The organism is Stenotrophomonas sp. CFBP 13725, assembly GCF_014841935.1.
GTDB lineage: Bacteria > Pseudomonadota > Gammaproteobacteria > Xanthomonadales > Xanthomonadaceae > Stenotrophomonas.
This window is the reverse complement of record NZ_JACYUV010000005.1, coordinates 22,083-39,868: the sequence shown is the minus strand read 5'-3', so window position 1 is coordinate 39,868 and position 17,786 is coordinate 22,083. Positions and strand designations below refer to the sequence as shown.

12 protein-coding genes are annotated in these 17,786 nt (G+C 67.1%); 8 read left to right on the top strand and 4 right to left on the bottom strand.

Annotated features, from left to right (window positions below; all coding sequences use genetic code 11):
- Positions 1-32 precede the first annotated feature (32 nt).
- From IFT65_RS10385 to IFT65_RS10365, 5 genes are read left to right on the top strand one after another with little or no spacing between them, the layout of a single operon-like run.
- Positions 33-1,310, top strand: coding sequence for a sugar ABC transporter substrate-binding protein (locus tag IFT65_RS10385; protein ID WP_188327235.1), 1,278 nt, complete (start codon positions 33-35; stop codon positions 1,308-1,310).
- Positions 1,307-2,188, top strand: a complete 882-nt coding sequence (locus tag IFT65_RS10380; RefSeq protein ID WP_188326839.1) for a sugar ABC transporter permease — start codon at positions 1,307-1,309, stop codon at positions 2,186-2,188. Before IFT65_RS10385 ends, IFT65_RS10380 begins: the two co-directional genes overlap by 4 nt.
- Positions 2,185-3,021, top strand: a complete 837-nt coding sequence (locus IFT65_RS10375; protein WP_192081389.1) for a carbohydrate ABC transporter permease — start codon at positions 2,185-2,187, stop codon at positions 3,019-3,021. Before IFT65_RS10380 ends, IFT65_RS10375 begins: the two co-directional genes overlap by 4 nt.
- Positions 3,022-3,062: 41 nt before the next feature.
- Positions 3,063-6,185, top strand: a complete 3,123-nt coding sequence (locus IFT65_RS10370; protein ID WP_342365881.1) for a discoidin domain-containing protein — start codon at positions 3,063-3,065, stop codon at positions 6,183-6,185.
- 4 nt (positions 6,186-6,189) lie between these two features.
- A complete protein-coding gene (locus IFT65_RS10365) occupies positions 6,190-7,116 on the top strand; it encodes an endonuclease/exonuclease/phosphatase family protein (RefSeq protein WP_192081387.1) in 927 nt (308 codons plus the stop codon).
- A 322-nt stretch (positions 7,117-7,438) separates the two neighbouring features.
- Here the strand turns inward: IFT65_RS10365 and IFT65_RS10360 are convergent, their stop codons facing one another.
- Positions 7,439-10,933, bottom strand: a complete 3,495-nt coding sequence (locus IFT65_RS10360; RefSeq protein WP_192081386.1) for an Rne/Rng family ribonuclease — start codon at positions 10,931-10,933, stop codon at positions 7,439-7,441.
- 406 nt (positions 10,934-11,339) lie between these two features.
- Here IFT65_RS10360 and IFT65_RS10355 point away from each other — a divergent pair, with 406 nt between their 5' ends.
- Entirely contained in the window at positions 11,340-12,314 is a 975-nt protein-coding gene (locus IFT65_RS10355) for an RluA family pseudouridine synthase (RefSeq protein WP_188326844.1), read from the top strand.
- 456 nt (positions 12,315-12,770) lie between these two features.
- Here IFT65_RS10355 and zupT read toward each other — a convergent pair whose 3' ends face one another.
- The 3 genes from zupT to IFT65_RS10340 all read right to left on the bottom strand — a co-directional run bounded on the left by zupT (position 12,771) and on the right by IFT65_RS10340 (position 14,453).
- Complete coding sequence (gene zupT, locus IFT65_RS10350; protein ID WP_188326845.1) at positions 12,771-13,580, bottom strand: zinc transporter ZupT; 810 nt, start codon at positions 13,578-13,580, stop codon at positions 12,771-12,773.
- A gap of 100 nt (positions 13,581-13,680) precedes the next feature.
- Positions 13,681-14,106: an energy transducer TonB gene (locus tag IFT65_RS10345; protein WP_192081385.1), complete on the bottom strand. Its 426-nt coding sequence runs from the start codon at positions 14,104-14,106 to the stop codon at positions 13,681-13,683.
- A 5-nt stretch (positions 14,107-14,111) separates the two neighbouring features.
- Complete coding sequence (locus tag IFT65_RS10340) at positions 14,112-14,453, bottom strand: 4a-hydroxytetrahydrobiopterin dehydratase (RefSeq protein ID WP_188326847.1); 342 nt, start codon at positions 14,451-14,453, stop codon at positions 14,112-14,114.
- A 107-nt stretch (positions 14,454-14,560) separates the two neighbouring features.
- Between IFT65_RS10340 and IFT65_RS10335 the strand changes: the two genes are divergently transcribed.
- Complete coding sequence (locus IFT65_RS10335) at positions 14,561-15,160, top strand: NfuA family Fe-S biogenesis protein (protein ID WP_188326848.1); 600 nt, start codon at positions 14,561-14,563, stop codon at positions 15,158-15,160.
- Between the two features lie 34 nt (positions 15,161-15,194).
- On the top strand, positions 15,195-16,946 hold the full coding sequence (locus tag IFT65_RS10330; RefSeq protein WP_197974085.1) for a hypothetical protein: 1,752 nt from the start codon (positions 15,195-15,197) through the stop codon (positions 16,944-16,946).
- Positions 16,947-17,786: the final 840 nt, after the last annotated feature.

Here is a 17,786-nt window from a genome sequence, read left to right as displayed (position 1 = left end):
GGCGTTGGCGCCGTGCCGCCGTGCTGGTCGCCATGCTGGCGCTGGCCGGCTGCGGTCGGCAGGACGAGGGCACCACGGTGCGCTTCTGGGCAATGGGGCGCGAAGCCGAAGTAGTGGCCGAGCTGATCCATGAGTTCGAAGCGGAAAACCCGGGTATCAAGGTGGATGTGCAGAACATCCCGTGGACGGCGGCGCATGAAAAGCTGCTGACCGCGTTCGCCGCCGATGGGCTGCCCGACGTCTGCCAGCTGGGGAACACCTGGATCCCCGAGTTCGCCGAACTCAATACGCTGGTGCCGCTGCAGCCCTACATCGACCGCTCCAGCGTGGTGAAGCCGGACGACTATTTCCCCGGCATCTGGGACACCAACGTCATCCACGACGAAGTGGTCGGCGTGCCGTGGTACGTGGACACGCGCCTGCTGTATTACCGCAAGGACCTGCTGGCCAAGGCCGGCCACGATGCGCCGCCGCGCACCTGGGCCGAGTTCGAGCAGCAGATGGCCGACATCAAGAAGATGCAGGGCGCGAACCGCTATGCGGTGCTGATGCCGATCAACGAGTTCGAGCAGCAGCTGTCCTTCGCCCTGCAGCAGCCCGATCCGTTGCTGCGCGACGACGATACCCGTGGCAATTTCCGCAGCCCGGGCTTCCGTCGCACGCTGGGCTTCTACGCCAACATGTTCGAGAAGGGCTGGGCGCCGAAGATGTCCGAAACCCAGATCTCCAATGTCTGGGATGAGTTCTTCCGCGGCTTCAACGTGTTCTACATCTCTGGTCCCTGGAACATCCGTGAGTTCAAGAAGCTCGAGCCCAAGGAGCTGGCGGGCCAGTGGGGCACGGCCGCGCTGCCGGGTCCGGATGGCCTGGGTGCTGGCATCGCCGGGGGCACCAGCCTGGTGATCTTCCGCAAGTCGCAGCAGAAGGAAGCGTCATGGAAGCTGATCGAGTTCCTGTCGCGTCCGGAAATCCAGGCCCGCTTCCATTCCATCATCGGTGACCTGCCGCCGCGTCGCAGCACCTGGGAAGCGCCCTCGCTGGCCAATGACCCGCTGGCGGCTGCCTTCCGTGACCAGCTCGAGCGCGTGAAGCCCACGCCGAAGGTGCTGGAGTGGGAGCGCATCGTGCAGGAAATGCGCATCGTGACCGAGAAGGTCGTCCGCGGTGGACAGGCGCAGGATGCGGCCGTGACCGAACTGGATGATCGCGTGGACAAGGTGTTGGCCAAGCGTCGCTGGATGCATGAGCAATCGTTGCAGGAGGCACCGCCGCAGGGCGATGCATCGGCGGTCGAAGGAGGCCTGCCATGAACCGTTCTTCCCTTGCCGGCTGGATCTTCGCCGCACCGGCGGTGATCGTGCTGGGCGTGTTCTTCGGCCTGCCGGTGGCTTCGGCGCTGGCGCTGAGTGTCACCGATTTCGACCTGTATTCGCTGGCCGACAGCAGCAACCTGCGCTTTGTCGGGCTGGGCAACTACATCGACCTGCTGCAGACGCCGATGTTCTGGAAGTCGCTGTGGAATACCACCTACTTCGTGGTGATCGGCGTGCCGCTGTCCATCGCGGTGTCGCTGGGTGCGGCCATCCTGCTCAATGCACCGGCCGCCCGTTTCAAGGCGCTGTTCCGCACCGCGCTGTTCGCCCCGGTGGTGACCACCCTGGTGGCGGTGGCGGTGATCTGGCGTTATCTGTTCCATACCAGCTACGGTCTGGTGAACTACGGCCTGGGCCACATCGGCATCAGCCCGATCGACTGGCTGGGCGACCCGAACTGGGCCATGCCGACCATCATGCTGTTCGCGGTGTGGAAGAACTTCGGCTACAACATGGTGATCTTCCTGGCCGGCCTGCAGGCGATCCCGCATGACCTGTACGAGGCGGCGCGCATCGATGGCGCATCGCGCTGGAAGCAGTTCCTGCACATCACCCTGCCGATGCTCGGCCCGGTGCTGCTGGTGGTGGGGGTGATCACGGTGTCCGGCTACTTCCAGCTGTTCGCCGAACCCTACGTCATGACCCGCGGCGATCCATTGCAGAGCACCGTCAGCGTGCTGTATTTCATGTTCGAAGAAGGCTTCAAGTGGTGGAACCTCGGCCGCGCGTCGGCGGTGGCGTTCCTGTTGTTCCTGATCATCCTGGCGGTGACGTCGGTGATGCTGCGCTTCGGGCGCAAAAGGCAGATGGTATGAGTCGCGAAATCGGCCAGTCACGCTGGCACGGATGGTGGATCAACGGTGGGCTGCTGGTGCTGGCGCTGGTCAGCCTGGCGCCGCTGTTGTGGATGGTCTCGGTGTCGGTGATGCCGGCTGGCGAGGCCACCACGTTCCCACCGCCGCTGACCCCGTCGCACGTCACCTTCGCCAACTACCACGAGCTGTTCGCGCGGACCGGCATGGGCGTCAACTTCGCCAACAGCCTGCTGGTGTCGGTGTCCATCACCCTCGGTTCGCTGCTGATGAACACGATGGCCGGGTACGCCTTCGCCAAGTTGCGGTTCGTTGGCCGTGAGCGTCTGTTCCAGGTGCTGATGGCGGCCCTGGTGATCCCGGCACAGGTGGCGATGCTGCCGCTGTTCCTGCTGATGAAGCAGCTGGGCCTGGTCAACAGCTTCGGCGGGGTGATCGTGCCGGCGCTGGCCACGGTGTTCGGCATCTTCCTGGTGCGCCAGTACGCGCGCTCCATTCCGGATGAGCTGCTGGAAGCAGCGCGCATGGACGGGGCAGGGGAGCTGCGGATCTTCTTCCAGATCGTATTGCCGATGCTCAAGCCGGTGCTGGTGACACTGTCGATCTTCACCTTCATGGGCGCCTGGAACGACTTCATGTGGCCGCTGATCGTGCTGACCGACCAGGAGCACTACACGCTGCCGGTGGCGCTGGCGACATTGTCACGCGAACACATCATGGATGTTGAGATGATGATGGCCGGCGCGGTGGTCACCGTGATTCCGGTGCTGGCGTTGTTCCTGCTGCTGCAGCGCTATTACATTCAAGGTCTGATGTTGGGGAGTGTCAAAGGGTGAACCGGAAAATCATCGCTGGCCTGGCGTTGTTGTGGTCCTGCGTGGCAGTTGCTGCCCCGCCTCCTGCCGCACCTGCACCGAAGGTCATCGATGATTTCGACGACATGGGCCAGTGGAAACTGGTGCTGTCCGACCAGGTCAGTGGTTCCCTGCGCAACGTCGCCGGTGCGGGCGGCGGGCGTGCGATGTGCCTGGATTACGATTTTCACGACGTGTCCGGCTACGTCGGCGTGCGCCGCGCGCTGAACATCGAGTACCCGGCCAACTACCGGTTCGGTTTCCAGCTGCGCGGTGATTCGCCGTCCAACGACCTGCAGTTCAAGCTGATCGACGCCAGCGGCGACAACGTCTGGTGGGTCAACCGCCCGGCCTACCGCTTCCCCAAGGCGTGGACGCCGGTGGAATTCCGCAAACGGCACATCGACAAGGCATGGGGCCCTTCGCCGGAGAAGGAGCTCAAGCGCAGCGCGGCGATGGAGTTCACCGTCTACAGCAAGGTCGGTGGTCGGGGCTCGGTCTGTTTCGACAAGCTCACCCTGCAGGGCTTGCCCGCGCAGGATGATTCGCCGCTGCATCCGCAGGTGCTGACCGATACGGCGACTGCGCTGCAGGACCGGATGATCGACGGTAAATCCGATACCTTCTGGGTCAGTGGCGGGGTCAAGGAGCAGACCATCAGCCTGGACCTGGGCAAGCCGCGCGAAGTCGGCGGGGCGGTGATCGACTGGCTGCCCGGCCTGGAGGCCACGCGCTACACCGTGCGCGCATCGCAGGATGGACGTGACTGGCACACCGTGCGCGAAGTCACTGCCGGGAGTGGCGGCCGTGACTGGCTGGCCCTGCCGGAAACCGATGCCCGCTACCTGCGTTTCGACCTGCAGGGCGGCCCGAACTGGCGCTACGGCATCCGCGATATCGCACTGAAGCCGCTGGCGTTCGCCGCCACGCCCAACGCGTTCCTGTCCTCGGTGGCGGCTGATCTGCCGCGCGGTTCACTGCCGCGTGCCTATGTGGGCGAGCAGCCGACGTGGACCCTGCTGGGCCTGGACGGCGGCCGCGAACAGGCGCTGATCAGCGAAGACGGCGCGCTCGAAATGGCACGCGGCAGCTTCAGTGTCGAGCCCTTCGTAAAACTCGACGGCAAGCTGATCAGCTGGGCTGACACCACGACGATCCAGTCACTGCAGGACGGCTACCTGCCCGTGGCCAGCGTGGACTGGCAGCATGACAAGGCATCGCTGGCGGTCACCGGCTTCGTGCAGGGCACGCCGGATGCTTCGCAGCTGGTAGCGCGTTACTCGCTGAAGAATCCCGACAAGGTGGCCCACGAGTACACGCTCGCGCTGGCGATCCGTCCGTGGCAGGTCAACCCGCCCACCCAGTTCCTCAATACGGTGGGTGGCTTCAGCCGGATCGACAGTCTGGACGTGGAAGAGGGCCTGGTGAAGGTCAACGGCGAGCCGCGGCTGTACCCGCTGCAGGTGCCGGACGCACGCTTCGCCACCCCGTTCGACGGCAAGCTGGAGGTGATGCACCTGGCCGACGGCAAGCTGCCGACGACCACCTCGGTCAAGGACCCGACGGGCATGGCGTCCGGCGCGCTGTTGTACACGATCAAGCTCGAGCCGGGCCAGAGCCGCGAGATCGCGCTGGTGTTGCCGCAGGTCGGCAACTTCAATCCGCGCGGCTTCGATGCCGGCAAGGCGCAGGCGCAGGTGGCGACGATGTGGCGGCAGAAGCTGGACGGCCTGCAGTTGCAGCTGCCCCGCGAAGGCCAGCCGTTGGCCGATACCCTGCGCACAGCGCTGGCCCACATGCTGATATCGCGCGTCGGTCCGCGCCTGCAGCCCGGCACGCGTTCCTACGGACGCAGCTGGATCCGCGACGGCGCGATGATTTCCGAAGGCCTGTTGCGCATGGGCCGCAGCGATGCGGTGCGCGATTACGTGCAGTGGTATGCCCCGTTCCAGTTCGACAACGGCAAGGTGCCGTGCTGCGTGGACGACCGCGGCAGCGATCCGGTACCGGAAAACGACAGCCATGGCGAGCTGATCTACAACATCGCCGAGTACTGGCGTTACACCGGCGATGACGCGTTCCTCGAGGCCATGTGGCCGCACGTGGCCGGCGCCTTCCATTACATGGAGCGTCTGCGCGCCAGCGAACGCACGGAAGAAAACCGCGCAGTCAATCCGGCGTTCTACGGCATGATGCCGGCGTCCATCAGCCACGAAGGGTATTCGGCCAAGCCGATGCACTCGTACTGGGACAACTTCTGGGCGCTGCGTGGCTACAAGGACGCGGCGATCATCGCCGAGCATCTGCAGAAGATGGAAGTGCTGGCGATCACCGGCGCGCGCGATGAGTTCCGCGCCGACCTGCAGGCGTCGCTGTATTCGGCGATGGAGCAGCATCACATCGATTACCTGCCCGGTTCGGCCGAGCTGGGCGACTTCGACGCCACCTCGACCACGATCGCGCTGGCACCGGGCGGCGAGCAGGGTCGCTTGCCGCAGCCGCAGCTGGACAACACCTTCCAGCGCTACTGGACCGAGTTCGTCGCGCGTCGCGACGGCACGCGCGAGTGGAAGGATTACACCCCCTACGAATGGCGCAATGTGGCGGCCTTCGTGCGGCTGGGCTGGCGCGACCGCGCTTGGCAGGCCACCGAATTCTTCTTCAAGGATCGCTCACCGCAGGCCTGGAACCAATGGGCCGAAGTCGTCTCGCGCACCCCGCGCAAGCCGTTCTTTGTCGGCGACCTGCCGCACGCCTGGGTGGCATCGGACTTCGTCCGCTCCGCGCTGGACATGTTCGCCTACAACCGTGACATCGATCAGTCGCTGGTGCTGGCTGCCGGCGTCCCGGTGCGCTGGTTCGAAGGGCAGGGCATCGCGGTGAAGGGCCTGCGCACGCCGCAGGGCCAGCTGGACTACCGCCTGCAGCGCAGCGACAAGCAACTGGTGCTGGAGGTGCGTGCCGGCATCGTGCCGCCCGCCGGCGGTCTGGTACTGCCCTGGCCGTATGCCGGTGAGCCCGGTGCGGCCACCCTCAATGGCGAGCCGGTGCACTGGGTTGACGGCGAACTGCACGTGCACCAGGTGCCGGCGAAGATCGAGATCGAGGTCCCGGCGGCCGTTCGCCGGGCCGAGCGCAAGGGGTAACAGCATGCGGGTGAGGGAAATGAAGGTCGCGCACCCGCTCGTCGGACGCGCGCTGGGCGGTGTGGTGGGGCTGGCGTTGCTGCTGCCCTGTGCTGCAGGAGCGGCAGATCCGCCCTCGCGCGCCCTCGCTGCAGCCAACCCCACCGTCGCGGGCGACGCCATGCGCGATGCGGGCATGAGCATGGTGACCTTCAACCTGCATCATGATCGCGAGGATTGGCCGGAACGCCGGAAGACCATCCTCGCCGAACTGAAGCGCCTGCAGCCCGATGCGATCGCACTGCAGGAGGTCATCCAGAAGCGCGACGTACGCAACCAGGCCGAATGGCTGGCGGCGAAACTCGGTTACAGCTACCAGTTTGTTTCCACTGATCCGGTCGGGTCGGTGAAGCGCTATGGCAATGCCTTGCTGACGCGGCGTCCGGTACTGGCGCGTGGCGAGCACCTGTTGGCGCCGCTGGGTGACTACCGCACGGTGGCTCATATCCGCATCGATGTGGACGGACGGCCGGTAAACGTCTACGCCACGCACCTCAACGAACGGGCGGACGACGCAGGCAAGCGGATCCGTCGCGAGCAGGTGGAAGACCTGCTGCGTTTCATCAGCGCCACCTCGGCCGGTGCGCCGGTGGTGATCGCCGGTGACTTCAATGCACTGGTGGACGCGGGCGATCTCAGCGAGCTGCGCAGCCACTACGGCGACAGCTACGGCAGCGTGCACGTCAACAATGACCTGAGCACGGTCAGCACGCTCAACCGCCACTACTTCCAATCGCCGTCGCGGATCGACCATATCTTCTTCCAGCAGGACGTGATGCTGGCGCGCGAGGCGCGGATCCTGTTCGACACGCCCGACGAAGGCGGCCGCTGGGCATCGGATCACTATGGCGTGTGGACGCGCCTCCAGTTCGCGCCGGATCCCCCGCGCTGAGCGCCGGGTAGAGCCGCGGGTAGAGCCGACTTCAGTCGGCTGATCTTTTGGTAGAGCCGACTTCAGTCGGCTGAACATCGGGTAGAGCCGACTTCAGTCGGCTTGCAGCATGAGCCGACTGAAGTCGGCTCTACCAGCGGAATGCGCCCAGCCGACTGAAGTCGGCTCTATCAACGGAATGCGCCCAGCCGACTGAAGTCGGCTCTATCAACGGAATGCGCCCAGCCGACTGAAGTCGGCTCTACCGGGGATATCGGCTGCGCCGGCCACAAAAAAACAGCGGCCCGAAGGCCGCTGTTTTCGTTTGCGTCACCGCTGGAGATCAGCCCTGGGGCAGATTGTCCGGCTTGGCCTTCTCTTCATCCGCGTCGGCAGCCCGTGCGTTGGTCTGGCTGACGATCGCGGCCTGCTCGGCGGCGTCGGTGCCGCCGGCCAGGATCGCCGGTTCGGCAGCCGCAACGGCTTCGACCACGGCCGGGGTGGCGACCGCTGCAGGCAGCGGATCCGCAGCCGGCTCAACCGTCGGCTGGACGGCCGGCGTGCTGGCGACCGGACGTGCAACCGCGGCAGCTTCCTGTGCAGCCACCGGCGCACGGGCGGCAGGTGCGTTCACCGCGTCGAGCATGGTGGTCTGCACCGGGGCAGGCGATGCCACCGGCGAAGGCTTGACGGCTTCCGGTTCGGCGGCAGGCACGTGGGCGGGAGCCGACGGTGCCGGCTGCCAGGTCGGGGCGGTGTCGGTAGCAGCTGCCGGCGTCGCAGCAGCCACCGGGGCGTCAACCTTGCTGGCCTCAACCTTCGGGGCCTCGACCTTCGGAGCCTCAACCTTCGGAGCCTCAACCTTCGGAGCCTCAACCTTCGGAGCCTCCACCTTCGGAGCCTCCACCTTCGGAGCCTCGACCGGCGTTTCGACCTTCGGTGCCTCGACGGCCGCGACGGGCGGGGCCATCGGAGCTGCGGCAACGATCGGCGTCTCGACCTTGGGCAGTTCAGCCTTCGGTGCTACTTCCTTCGGCGCCTCGACCTTCGGCGCGGCCGGAGCCACGAAGGCGACCGGTGCGCTGCTGGCTGCCGGGCTGGCCGCGACCGGCACGATCGCCGCCGTGGTCATCACCGCAGCCGCACGCTTCTCGCGCTCGGCCGGCGCAGGCGCATCGCCTTCGTCATCGAAGTCGAACTCCGGCTGCGGACGCGACGACCTGGGTGCACGCGGTTCGGCCGAATCGCCGTCCTGCGCCTCAGCGCCCTGGGCGACGTCACCGTCCTCGTTGTCATCCTCGTCCGCATCATCCTGGCCGAGCGAATCGGTGGCGGTGCCTTCGGCATTGCCACGACGACGGCGACGACCACCACGACGGCCACGACGACGACGCGAGCCGCCTTCGCCTGCACCTTCATCACCGGCGGGCGGCAGTTCGCCGTCGGCCTGGGTGACCGTGTTGGTTTCGTCCGTGTCCGCTGCGTTGTCGGCAACAGCATGGGAAACCGCAGCAATGTCCTGTGCGGCCGGCATGACCGGCGTTGCCGCCACGTCCTGCCTGGACGGGTCGGCGGCAGTCGATGCGGCAGCAACGCCTGCCGTCGCGGTCGCAACGGTGGCGGCGATGGCGGCCGTGTCGATCTGCTCGGCCGCATCACGCTGCGGCTTCTCGCCATTGGCACGCTCGCCATCCTGCTGACGCGGCTGGCGCGGCTGCTTCACCTTCGGCTGCTGCTGGCCCTGTGCGGGCGCCTGGCCTGCGGCCTGCTCGCTGCGTTCGCCACGCGGCTTGCCCTGTTCCTGGCGCTGCTTGGGCTGCTGCTGGCCATTGCCGTTACCGTTTCCGGCAACCGGCTGGGCGGCGACCTGTGCATTGCCACCCTGTGCGTTGCCCTGGCGGCGTTCGCCGCGTTCGGCACGTTCACCGCGCTCGCCACGGTCCTTGTTGCGACCCTGGCCCTGTGCAGCAGCGTTGCCGGCTGCCGCGCCGTTGCGACCTTCATCACGGCGGTCCTTGCGGTCCTTGCCGTTGCGATCCTTGCCGCTGCGGTCCTTGCGGCCACTGTCGTTGCCGTTCGAGCGCGCGGCCGGTGCCGGCGCCGGCGCGGCGGCCGGTTCACCACCGAAGATGCGCTTGAACCAGCCGACCACACCGCCGGTAGCGGCCGGTGCGACAGCAACCGGAGCCGCGACGGGCGCGGGGGTCGGCTGCGGTGCGGCTTCGTCGCGGATCGGGGCGGGCGAGTTGTGCTGCACCTGGGTCACGGCCGGCGGCGGGATGTTCAGCTGGCCCTTGGTCAGGGCATGCACCGGCAGCTTGCGCGGGGTGCCGCGCTGGTAGCTCGGCTTGCCGCTTTCTTCACCCAGCTCGTTCTCACGCAGGCGGGTGACGGTGTAGTGCGGCGTGTGCAGCTGCTCGTCGGCGACGATCACGATCGGGGCTTCGTGACGCGCCTCGATCTCACGCAATGCGCTGCGCTTTTCGTTGAGCAGGTAGTTGGCGATTTCCACCGGGGCCTGGACCAGCACCTGTCCGGTGTTCTCCTTCATCGCGTGCTCTTCGGCGACGCGGATGATCGACAGCGACAGCGATTCGACGCTGCGCATGCGGCCATGGCCGTCGCACTGCGGGCAGACCAGCTGGCTGGATTCGCCCAGGCTCGGACGCAGGCGCTGGCGGCTCATTTCCAGCAGGCCGAAGCGCGAGATGCGCCCGACCTGCACGCGGGCACGGTCGTACTTCAGGGCCTGCGCCAGGCGGTTCTCGACCTCGCGCTGGTGCTTGTTGGACGACATGTCGATGAAGTCGATCACGACCAGACCGCCCAGGTCGCGCAGGCGCAACTGGCGGGCCGCTTCGTCAGCCGCTTCCAGATTGGTCTGGAACGCGGTGTCCTCGATATCGCTGCCCTTGGTGGCGCGCGAGGAGTTGACGTCGATGGCGGTCAGCGCTTCGGTCTGGTCGACCACGATCGATCCGCCCGACGGCAGACGCACGTTGCGCTCGTAGGCGCCCTCGATCTGCGATTCGATCTGGAAGCGGTTGAACAGCGGGATGTCGTCGGTGTAATGCTTGAGCTTGCGCAGGGTCTGCGGCATCACCTGCTGCATGAACTCGCGGGCGTGCTCGTACATTTCTTCGGTATCGACCAGGATCTCGCCGATGTCCGCACGCAGGTAATCGCGCAGGGCACGTACGATCAGGCGCGATTCCTGGTAGATCAGGAACGGGGCCGGCTTGCTCAGTGCGGCTTCGGCAATGGCGCGCCACACGTTCAGCAGGTAATCCAGATCCCACTGCAGCTCTTCGGCATCACGGCCGACGCCGGCGGTACGGATGATCACGCCCATTTCGTCGGGAATGTTCAGCTTGTCCAGCGCGTCCTTCAGGGCGGCGCGGTCTTCACCTTCGATGCGACGCGACACGCCACCGGCGCTCGGCGAATTCGGCATCAGCACCATGTAGCGGCCGGCCAGCGAGATGAACGTGGTCAGGGCGGCGCCCTTGTTGCCGCGCTCATCCTTGTCGATCTGCACCACGATTTCCTGGCCTTCGCGCAGGAGCTCCTTGATGCCGGCCTTGTTGTGGTCCACACCGGCCTGGAAGTAATCGCGGGAGATTTCCTTCAGCGGCAGGAAGCCATGACGGCCACCGCCGTATTCAACGAAAGCCGCTTCCAGCGAGGGCTCGATGCGGAAGATCCGGCCCTTGTAGATGTTGGACTTCTTCTGTTCCTTGGCCGGCTGCTCGATGTCGATGTCATACAACGACTGGCCATCCACGATGGCGACGCGCAGCTCTTCAGCCTGCGTAGCGTTGATCAGCATTCGCTTCATTGTTGCGTTCCTCGCAAGCGGCTACCGCGCGGAACGCCATGGAGTTTCGCCTCTGGACACGGCTGGCCGCCCATTCGCGCAGGCGCGGGGAGGGAGGCCCGGGTTTCCAGCGCTACGACACCACGGCAGGCCGCGGGAGCGCTCTTCTTATCTGGTTTTGGTAGTACGGGACCGGCGGCAGCTGTCAGCCAAAACTGGAGCGCCACGCGGGACATGTTCAGCGCGATTACGTGTCAGGCAATCGGCGATGGCCGGGAGTGCCGATGAGCCGCTAACATGGCCGCCCCGGGGGCGGTGGTCGCGCACTGTGCCGGATTCGTCGGAAGACAGGCTTCTGGCCTGGAGTAACTTCCAACGAAATCAATCCCTTATCTCGCCGCCCGAGTGTAACAGAATAAACAGGCTGATGACTGCTCAAGACCCCGCAAGCCCCAATTCCGACAAGCCTTCCGTGCGCATGATCACCGTTCCCGATGACCGGGCGGGACAGCGGCTGGACAATTTCCTGCTCGGACAACTGAAGGGCGCACCGCGCAGCCTGGTCTACAAGCTCGTCCGCAGCGGCCAGGTGCGGGTGAATGGCGGCCGCGCCAAGGCCGAGCGCAAGCTGGAGGGCGGTGAGGTGATCCGCATCCCGCCGGTTCATCTCAGCGAGGAGGGCGACAAGACCGGTCCGCCGGAATCGTTCATGCGGCGGCTGGAACAGGCCATCGTCTACGAGGACGAGCGCCTGCTCGCACTGAACAAGCCGTCGGGCGTGGCCAGCCACGGCGGCAGCGGGATCAGCTTCGGCGCCATCGAGACCTTGCGGGCCCTGCGCCCGGGCAGGACGTTGGAGCTGGTGCACCGTCTGGACCGTGACACCTCCGGCCTGCTGATCGTGGCCAAGAAGCGCTCGGCACTGAGCGAGCTGCAGGCCCTGCTGCGGGAAGACCATGGCGCGGGCATCCGCAAGAAGTACCTGACCCTGCTGGTCGGGCGCATGCCCGATGGCACGATGACCGTGGATGCGCCGCTGCACGTCGGCCTGCGGCAGGGCGGGGAGCGTCACGTGCAGGTGAATGCGATCGGCAAGGAGTCCATCAGCCACTTCAAGGTGCTTGAGCGTCGCGGTGGCCATTCTTATTGCGAGGTGCGCATCGAGACGGGCCGCACCCACCAGATCCGCGTGCACGCCCAGCACCTCGGGCATTCGGTAGCCGGTGACGACAAGTACGGCGATCCTGCAGTCAACAAGCGCTTTCGTGAGCAGATCGGGCTGAAGCGGCTGTTCCTGCACGCCGCGTCGCTGGAGTTCTCGCTGGACGCGGGTAAGACGCCCTATCTGCTCACTGCGCCGCTGGCCGAGGAGCTGGTCGAGGCGCTGGATCGGCTGAAGTAGGGATCAGCGAACGCCGGAGCCCCTCGCGGCGGACGGTTTGAAGCAGGTTGCGTGTTTGGGGCTGGGCGCTGGGACTGGTCGGGGGACGGCAAGAGCCGCATCCATGCAGGCCTCGTTTCGCGCCATCCATGGCGCTCAACGCCCCCGCCCAGCCCCACCGCCCGGCCCCCTGACAGGTTCAGTGGCCGCCCGCCGCGTATGAAAAAAGAGAAAAGCGGTAGCGCCGACCCATGGTCGGCGAGCGCAGCGGGCCGTTGGCGGAAACCCTCCGCCGACCATGGATCGGCGCTACCGATGAAGATATCCCGTCTGGTGGAGGGAGCCCCTGAGTCAGGGGCGGGCGGGAGGCGGGGGGGTGTGGGTGCTGGTGAGACGGGGCCCGCGGTTTGCGCAGCAAAGCGTGGGAGCGGCAGCGCGAATGCGATGACGTGCCCTCTTGCCCGTTCGACTACCCACTCACCACTTGAATAGCACCAGGCTCAACGCCAGCGTCATCATGCCCGCCACCAGCCCGTAGACCGTTTCGTGACCCTTGGCGTAGCGCTTCGCGGCCGGCAGCAGCTCGTCCAAGGCCAGGAACACCATCACACCGGCGATCAGGCCGAACACCCAGCCGAAGGTCGCGTGGTTGAGTGACCCGGAAAGCAGGAAATATCCGATGGCCGCGCCAATCGGCTCGGCCAGGCCGGACAGCAGGCTCGCGGCGAACGCATAGAACTTGTTCTGCGTGGCGAAGTACACCGGGATTGCGATCGCGATGCCCTCCGGGATGTTGTGGATGGCGATGGCGAAGGCCAGCGGCATCCCGACCGAGGGGCTTTCCAGCGTCGCGAAGAACGTGGCAAGGCCTTCCGGAAAGTTGTGCGCGGTGATCGCAACGGCGGTCAGCAGCCCGACCCGCTTGATGTAGGCCTTGTTGTCGTCGCGAAAGGCCGGGTCTTTCTTGTCCAGGCTTTCGTGCGGATTCGGGATCAGGTGATCGATGCCCATGATCAGCAGGATGCCGAGCAGGAAGGCGAACGTGCCGAAGGTGAAGCCCAGTCGCGCGTCGTAGGCCTGGGTGAACGAGTCGATGGACTTGTTGAGAATCTCCGACAACGACACATACACCATGGCACCGCCGGCGAATGCCAGGCCGAATGCCAGCAGCCGGGGGTTCGGCCGCTTGGCGAACAGCACCATGAGGCTGCCGAGGGCCGTCGCCAATCCGGCGGCGAGGGTGACCCCCAGCGCCATCCAGACGTTTTCAGTGGAAATCTGCAACATGGGCCAGCGCGATCCTTCAGGGAGTGCGCGCCCCGCAGAGGCGGGGCGCAATGGGCAGGGAAGGCGGGCGCTGGCTGGCCTTGGGTGTCAGGAAAGGACGTCAGCCGCCGCGGCGCAGGCGCTCTTCCACCGCGAAGCATTCGGTGGGGCGCGGTTCGGGCGGGTTGAAGCTGACCGGTACCTGGATCGTCGCCGGTACCTTCTGGCCGTTGCGGCTGGCCGCATTGAACTGCCACGCCAGCACGGCGGTGCGGGCGTTTTCATCCAGCTGCGCATTGCCGCTGCCGGTCAGCACGGTCACTTCGGTCGGTTTGCCTTCAACGCCGACGACGACCTTCAGCGTGCTGGTGCCACCGACGCCGGTGCAGGCCAGCTCGATGGGGTATTGCGGCGGCGGGGTCTTCACCGCGGCCACCTCCGTCGGGGGCGTACGGGGTGCAGCCGGCGCATCCGCGGTGCCGGTGCCACCACACGCCGCCAACAGCGCCGCGGTGGTCAAGGGGACGATCAACAGGCGCAGTTTCATGGGGCTCACTCCGTCAGGGCCGATGCTTTGGCGGCGCAGATGAAATCATTTTCGCTGAGGCCGCCCACGTCATGGGTGGAGAAGCGCACCACGGCCCTGTCGTAATGAACCCCCAGGTCCGGGTGGTGGTCTTCACGGTGGGCCACGAACGCAAGCGCGTTCACGAAGGCCATCGTGCGGTGGTAATCGCTGAAACGGAACGTGCGCTGCAGGGCCTGGCCGTTCTCCACCAGTTCCCACCCGGGGATCTGCGGCAGCAGTTCCGTCACCCGGGCCTGGCCCAAGCGGTGTTCGTTGCCGCGGCGCGGGATGCAGTGGGCCTGTGCCAAGGGGACCAGGTCGTTCATGGGACGCTCCACGTATGAAAAAGTTGACTGAACAGTGCGCGGTCAGGTGTATAAACCGAATGAGCGCGAAATGATCGCCTGACAGGGTACTTGGTTAGAATAGCCCGATGATCCAGATATCCGACACTGCCCAGACCCATTTCAGTCGATTGATCGAACGCGAAGGCGTGCCCGGAATGGGCGTGCGGTTGAGCGCGGTCGATCCCGGTACGCCGCGTGCCGACGCGCGCTTGGAGTTCGCTGACCCCAGCGACCTGCAGGGCGATGAGTGGGCCGTGGACTGTAATGGCTTTACGTTGTACGTCGCCGCAGACAGCGTGGGCTGGCTGGATGGCGCGGAGATCGACATCGTCACCGGTGCGGCCGGCGGCCAGCAGCTGACCATCAAGGCGCCGCGCATCAAGGGCGAAGCGCCCGGCGATGCGGCTTCCCTGGTCGAACGCGTGCACTGGGTCGTGGAGAACGAGATCAACCCGCAGCTTGCCTCGCATGGTGGCAAGGTCGCGGTGCAGGAGGTGTCGGCCGAAGGGGTCGTCCTGCTGCGTTTCGGTGGCGGTTGCCAGGGCTGCGGCATGGCCGATGTCACCCTGAAGCAGGGCATTGAAAAGACGTTGATGGGCCGCGTGCCGGGCATCACCGCAGTGCGCGACGCCACCGACCACGAAAGTGGCCAGGCGCCGTACATCCCCCGCGGCAACGCCGCCTGACGCCCGCTGCGTGCCGTCAGCCCGGGCGACACAGTTGATCGACGCCCTGCTGGCACGCCAGCAGGAGCCGCCCATCCTGGAGAAAAAGACCCGCCTGCCTTATGGCTGGGCGATCTGGTTCCGTGCGTTGTCTCCGTTGCCGCGTCCGCTGCATGCACGCGAGATTGTCGCCGTCCTGGTACCACGCCCGCTGCCGGCATCGCCCGGCCGGTTGCCGCAACTCGGTGCGTGGACGGCCCTGCGTCGGCTGGCGTGGCAGCAATGGGAACCGGCACCCCGCGACCAGCGCTGGATGCGCTGGACCTCGGCGGCCGTCAGTGTCCTGCTGCATCTGCTCTTCGCATTCCTGCTGCTGTGGGTCGCCCTGGTGCGGTCGCCTACGCCTGAAACACAGGGCGGTGATGGCGAGCGCGTGCAGGTCGAGTTCGTCGGGCAGGGCGCGCAGGAAGGCGGAGGAGACCAGTCGGGTGGCGATCCCGCTGCGGCCGCCGCCGCCAGCGCAGCGCAGTCCGCGGCTGAGCCGTCGCCTGCTTCGAACGCTGCCGCCGATGCGTCCCCGCCGCCGGCCGAGACCGCCCCGGCGTCTGCTTCGGCAGCATCGCCGGCCGAGACGCAACCGTTGCCGCCACAGCCTGCGCCCGCTCCGCCTGTGCCGGCCGATCCCGCTCCCCCTGTGCAGGCCACCACGGTGGTCGAGCCGACAACCGATTTCATCGTGCCGCCGGTCACCGTGCCGCGTACCGAGGTCACGGTCGTACCGCGCGAGGTCGCGCCGACGGTGCGCGAGCGCGAGGTGCGGCCACTGTCCGTGCCCACGCCTGCCGTGCCCACGGTGACGACCGAGGTGCGTCCGCGACCGGTGACCCGCACCGTCCCGGAGGTGCGCGAGCGGGAAGTGACGCTGCCGGTACAGGCACCGACGCCCGTGCGTGTCGCCCCGGCCGAGGTGACCGTTCGCGTGCCGGTGCGTGAGCCTGCCCCTGTGCGCGAGCGCGAGGTCACGACGGTGACGGCACCGACCATCACGCTGCCGACGCTGAAGGGCAATGAGCCCGTAGTGCAGCCGCGCCCCGCCGCTGTGGCTGCGGTGCGCGAGCGCAGCGTGGCCAACGCAGTGGCGCCGTCCCCGTCACGCCCATCGCCTGCCGCGTCATCCGCCTCCTCGTCGTCGTCATCGAATGCCGCCTCCCAGACCGCTGCACAGCAGCGCACAGGTGACCGTGCTGCCGCTGCGCCGTCCCGCGCTGGCGCTCAGCCCAGCCCGACGCCGGGCAACTGGGCGACACCGGCGCGCGGCGATGACTGGGGCGCGTCCAATCGCAACCAGGCCGGTGCTCCAGCGGGCGCGCAGGCGGGCCGCGCGGCCGGCAAGGGCGACGGTCTGTTCAACGCCGATGGCAGCACCCGCGTGCCGGGCCAGGACGGCAAGGGCGACAGCGAACGTGGCGCGCCAGGCGGTGACAGCGACGGCTGGTCGCGTGAGCGCATCGCCGCCTCTGGTACGTGGCTGAAACGGCCGCCGTACGATTACACGCCGACCTCGTTCGATAAGTACTGGGTGCCGCAGGAATCGTTGTTGGCGGAGTGGGTACGCAAGGGGGTGCAGTCGGTGGAGATCCCGATTCCCGGCACGAGCACGAAGATATCGTGCGTCATCTCGGTGCTGCAGTTCGGTGGCGGCTGCGGCCTGAACGATCCGAACATGCAGGAGCAGCCCGCCATCGCCCGCCCGCCGCCGGATATCCCGTTCAAGAAAGAGCTGCAGGAAGACAACGGCAGCCGCTGACGGCCAGCGGCCGTCACTACCTGGCTACGGTGATCGGGTCGGTGTAGCGCCGAGCCACGCTCGGCGAGCGCGCAGCGCGGCGCCTTGGTTGTTTCGCCGAGCACGGCTCGGCGCTACCGACGCACACGCGGGTGCCGTTATCGGGTGGCGGGACCGGGGCCGGTGTAGCGCCGAGCCACGCTCGGCGAGCGCGCAGCGCGGCGCCTTGGTTGGTCCGCCGAGCACGGCTCGGCGCTACCGGAGCACACGCGGGTGCCGTTATCGGGTGGCGGTGATCGGGGTCGGTGTAGCGCCGAGCCACGCTCGGCGAGCGCGCAGCGCGGCGCCTTTGCTGTTCCGCCGAGCACGGCTCGGCGCTACCGGCGCACACGCGGTTGCCGTCATCGGGCGGCGGGGCCGAGGCCGGTGTAGCGCCGAGCCACGCTCGGCGAGCGCGCAGCGCGGCGCCTTGGTTGTTCCGCCGAGCACGGCTCGGCGCTACCGACGCACACGCGGTTGCCGTCATCGGGCGGCGGGGCTGAGGCCGGTGTAGCGCCGAGCCACGCTCGGCGAGCGCGCAGCGCGGCGCCTTGGTTGTTCCGCCGAGCACGGCTCGGCGCTACCGGAGCACACGCGGGTGCCGTCATCGGGCGGCGGTGATCGGGGTCGGTGTAGCGCCGAGCCATGCTCGGCGAGCGCGCAGCGCGGCGCCTTGGTTGTTCCGCCGAGCACGGCTCGGCGCTACCGGAGCACACGCGGGTGCCGTCATCGGGCGGCGGTGATCGGGGTCGGTGTAGCGCCGAGCCACGCTCGGCGAGCGCGCAGCGCGGCGCCTTTGCTGTTCCGCCGAGCACGGCTCGG

Bases quoted from the DNA above. Each gene is read 5' to 3' on its own strand.
- IFT65_RS10385 (WP_188327235.1), top strand. From the start codon at position 33: ATGCTGGCGCTGGCCGGCTGCGGTCGGCAGGACGAGGGCACCACGGTG.
- IFT65_RS10380 (WP_188326839.1), top strand. From the start codon at position 1,307: ATGAACCGTTCTTCCCTTGCCGGCTGGATCTTCGCCGCACCGGCGGTG.
- IFT65_RS10375 (WP_192081389.1), top strand. From the start codon at position 2,185: ATGAGTCGCGAAATCGGCCAGTCACGCTGGCACGGATGGTGGATCAAC.
- IFT65_RS10365 (WP_192081387.1), top strand. From the start codon at position 6,190: ATGCGGGTGAGGGAAATGAAGGTCGCGCACCCGCTCGTCGGACGCGCG.
- IFT65_RS10360 (WP_192081386.1), bottom strand. From the start codon at position 10,933: ATGAAGCGAATGCTGATCAACGCTACGCAGGCTGAAGAGCTGCGCGTC.
- IFT65_RS10355 (WP_188326844.1), top strand. From the start codon at position 11,340: ATGACTGCTCAAGACCCCGCAAGCCCCAATTCCGACAAGCCTTCCGTG.
- zupT (WP_188326845.1), bottom strand. From the start codon at position 13,580: ATGTTGCAGATTTCCACTGAAAACGTCTGGATGGCGCTGGGGGTCACC.
- IFT65_RS10345 (WP_192081385.1), bottom strand. From the start codon at position 14,106: ATGAAACTGCGCCTGTTGATCGTCCCCTTGACCACCGCGGCGCTGTTG.
- IFT65_RS10340 (WP_188326847.1), bottom strand. From the start codon at position 14,453: ATGAACGACCTGGTCCCCTTGGCACAGGCCCACTGCATCCCGCGCCGC.
- IFT65_RS10335 (WP_188326848.1), top strand. From the start codon at position 14,561: ATGATCCAGATATCCGACACTGCCCAGACCCATTTCAGTCGATTGATC.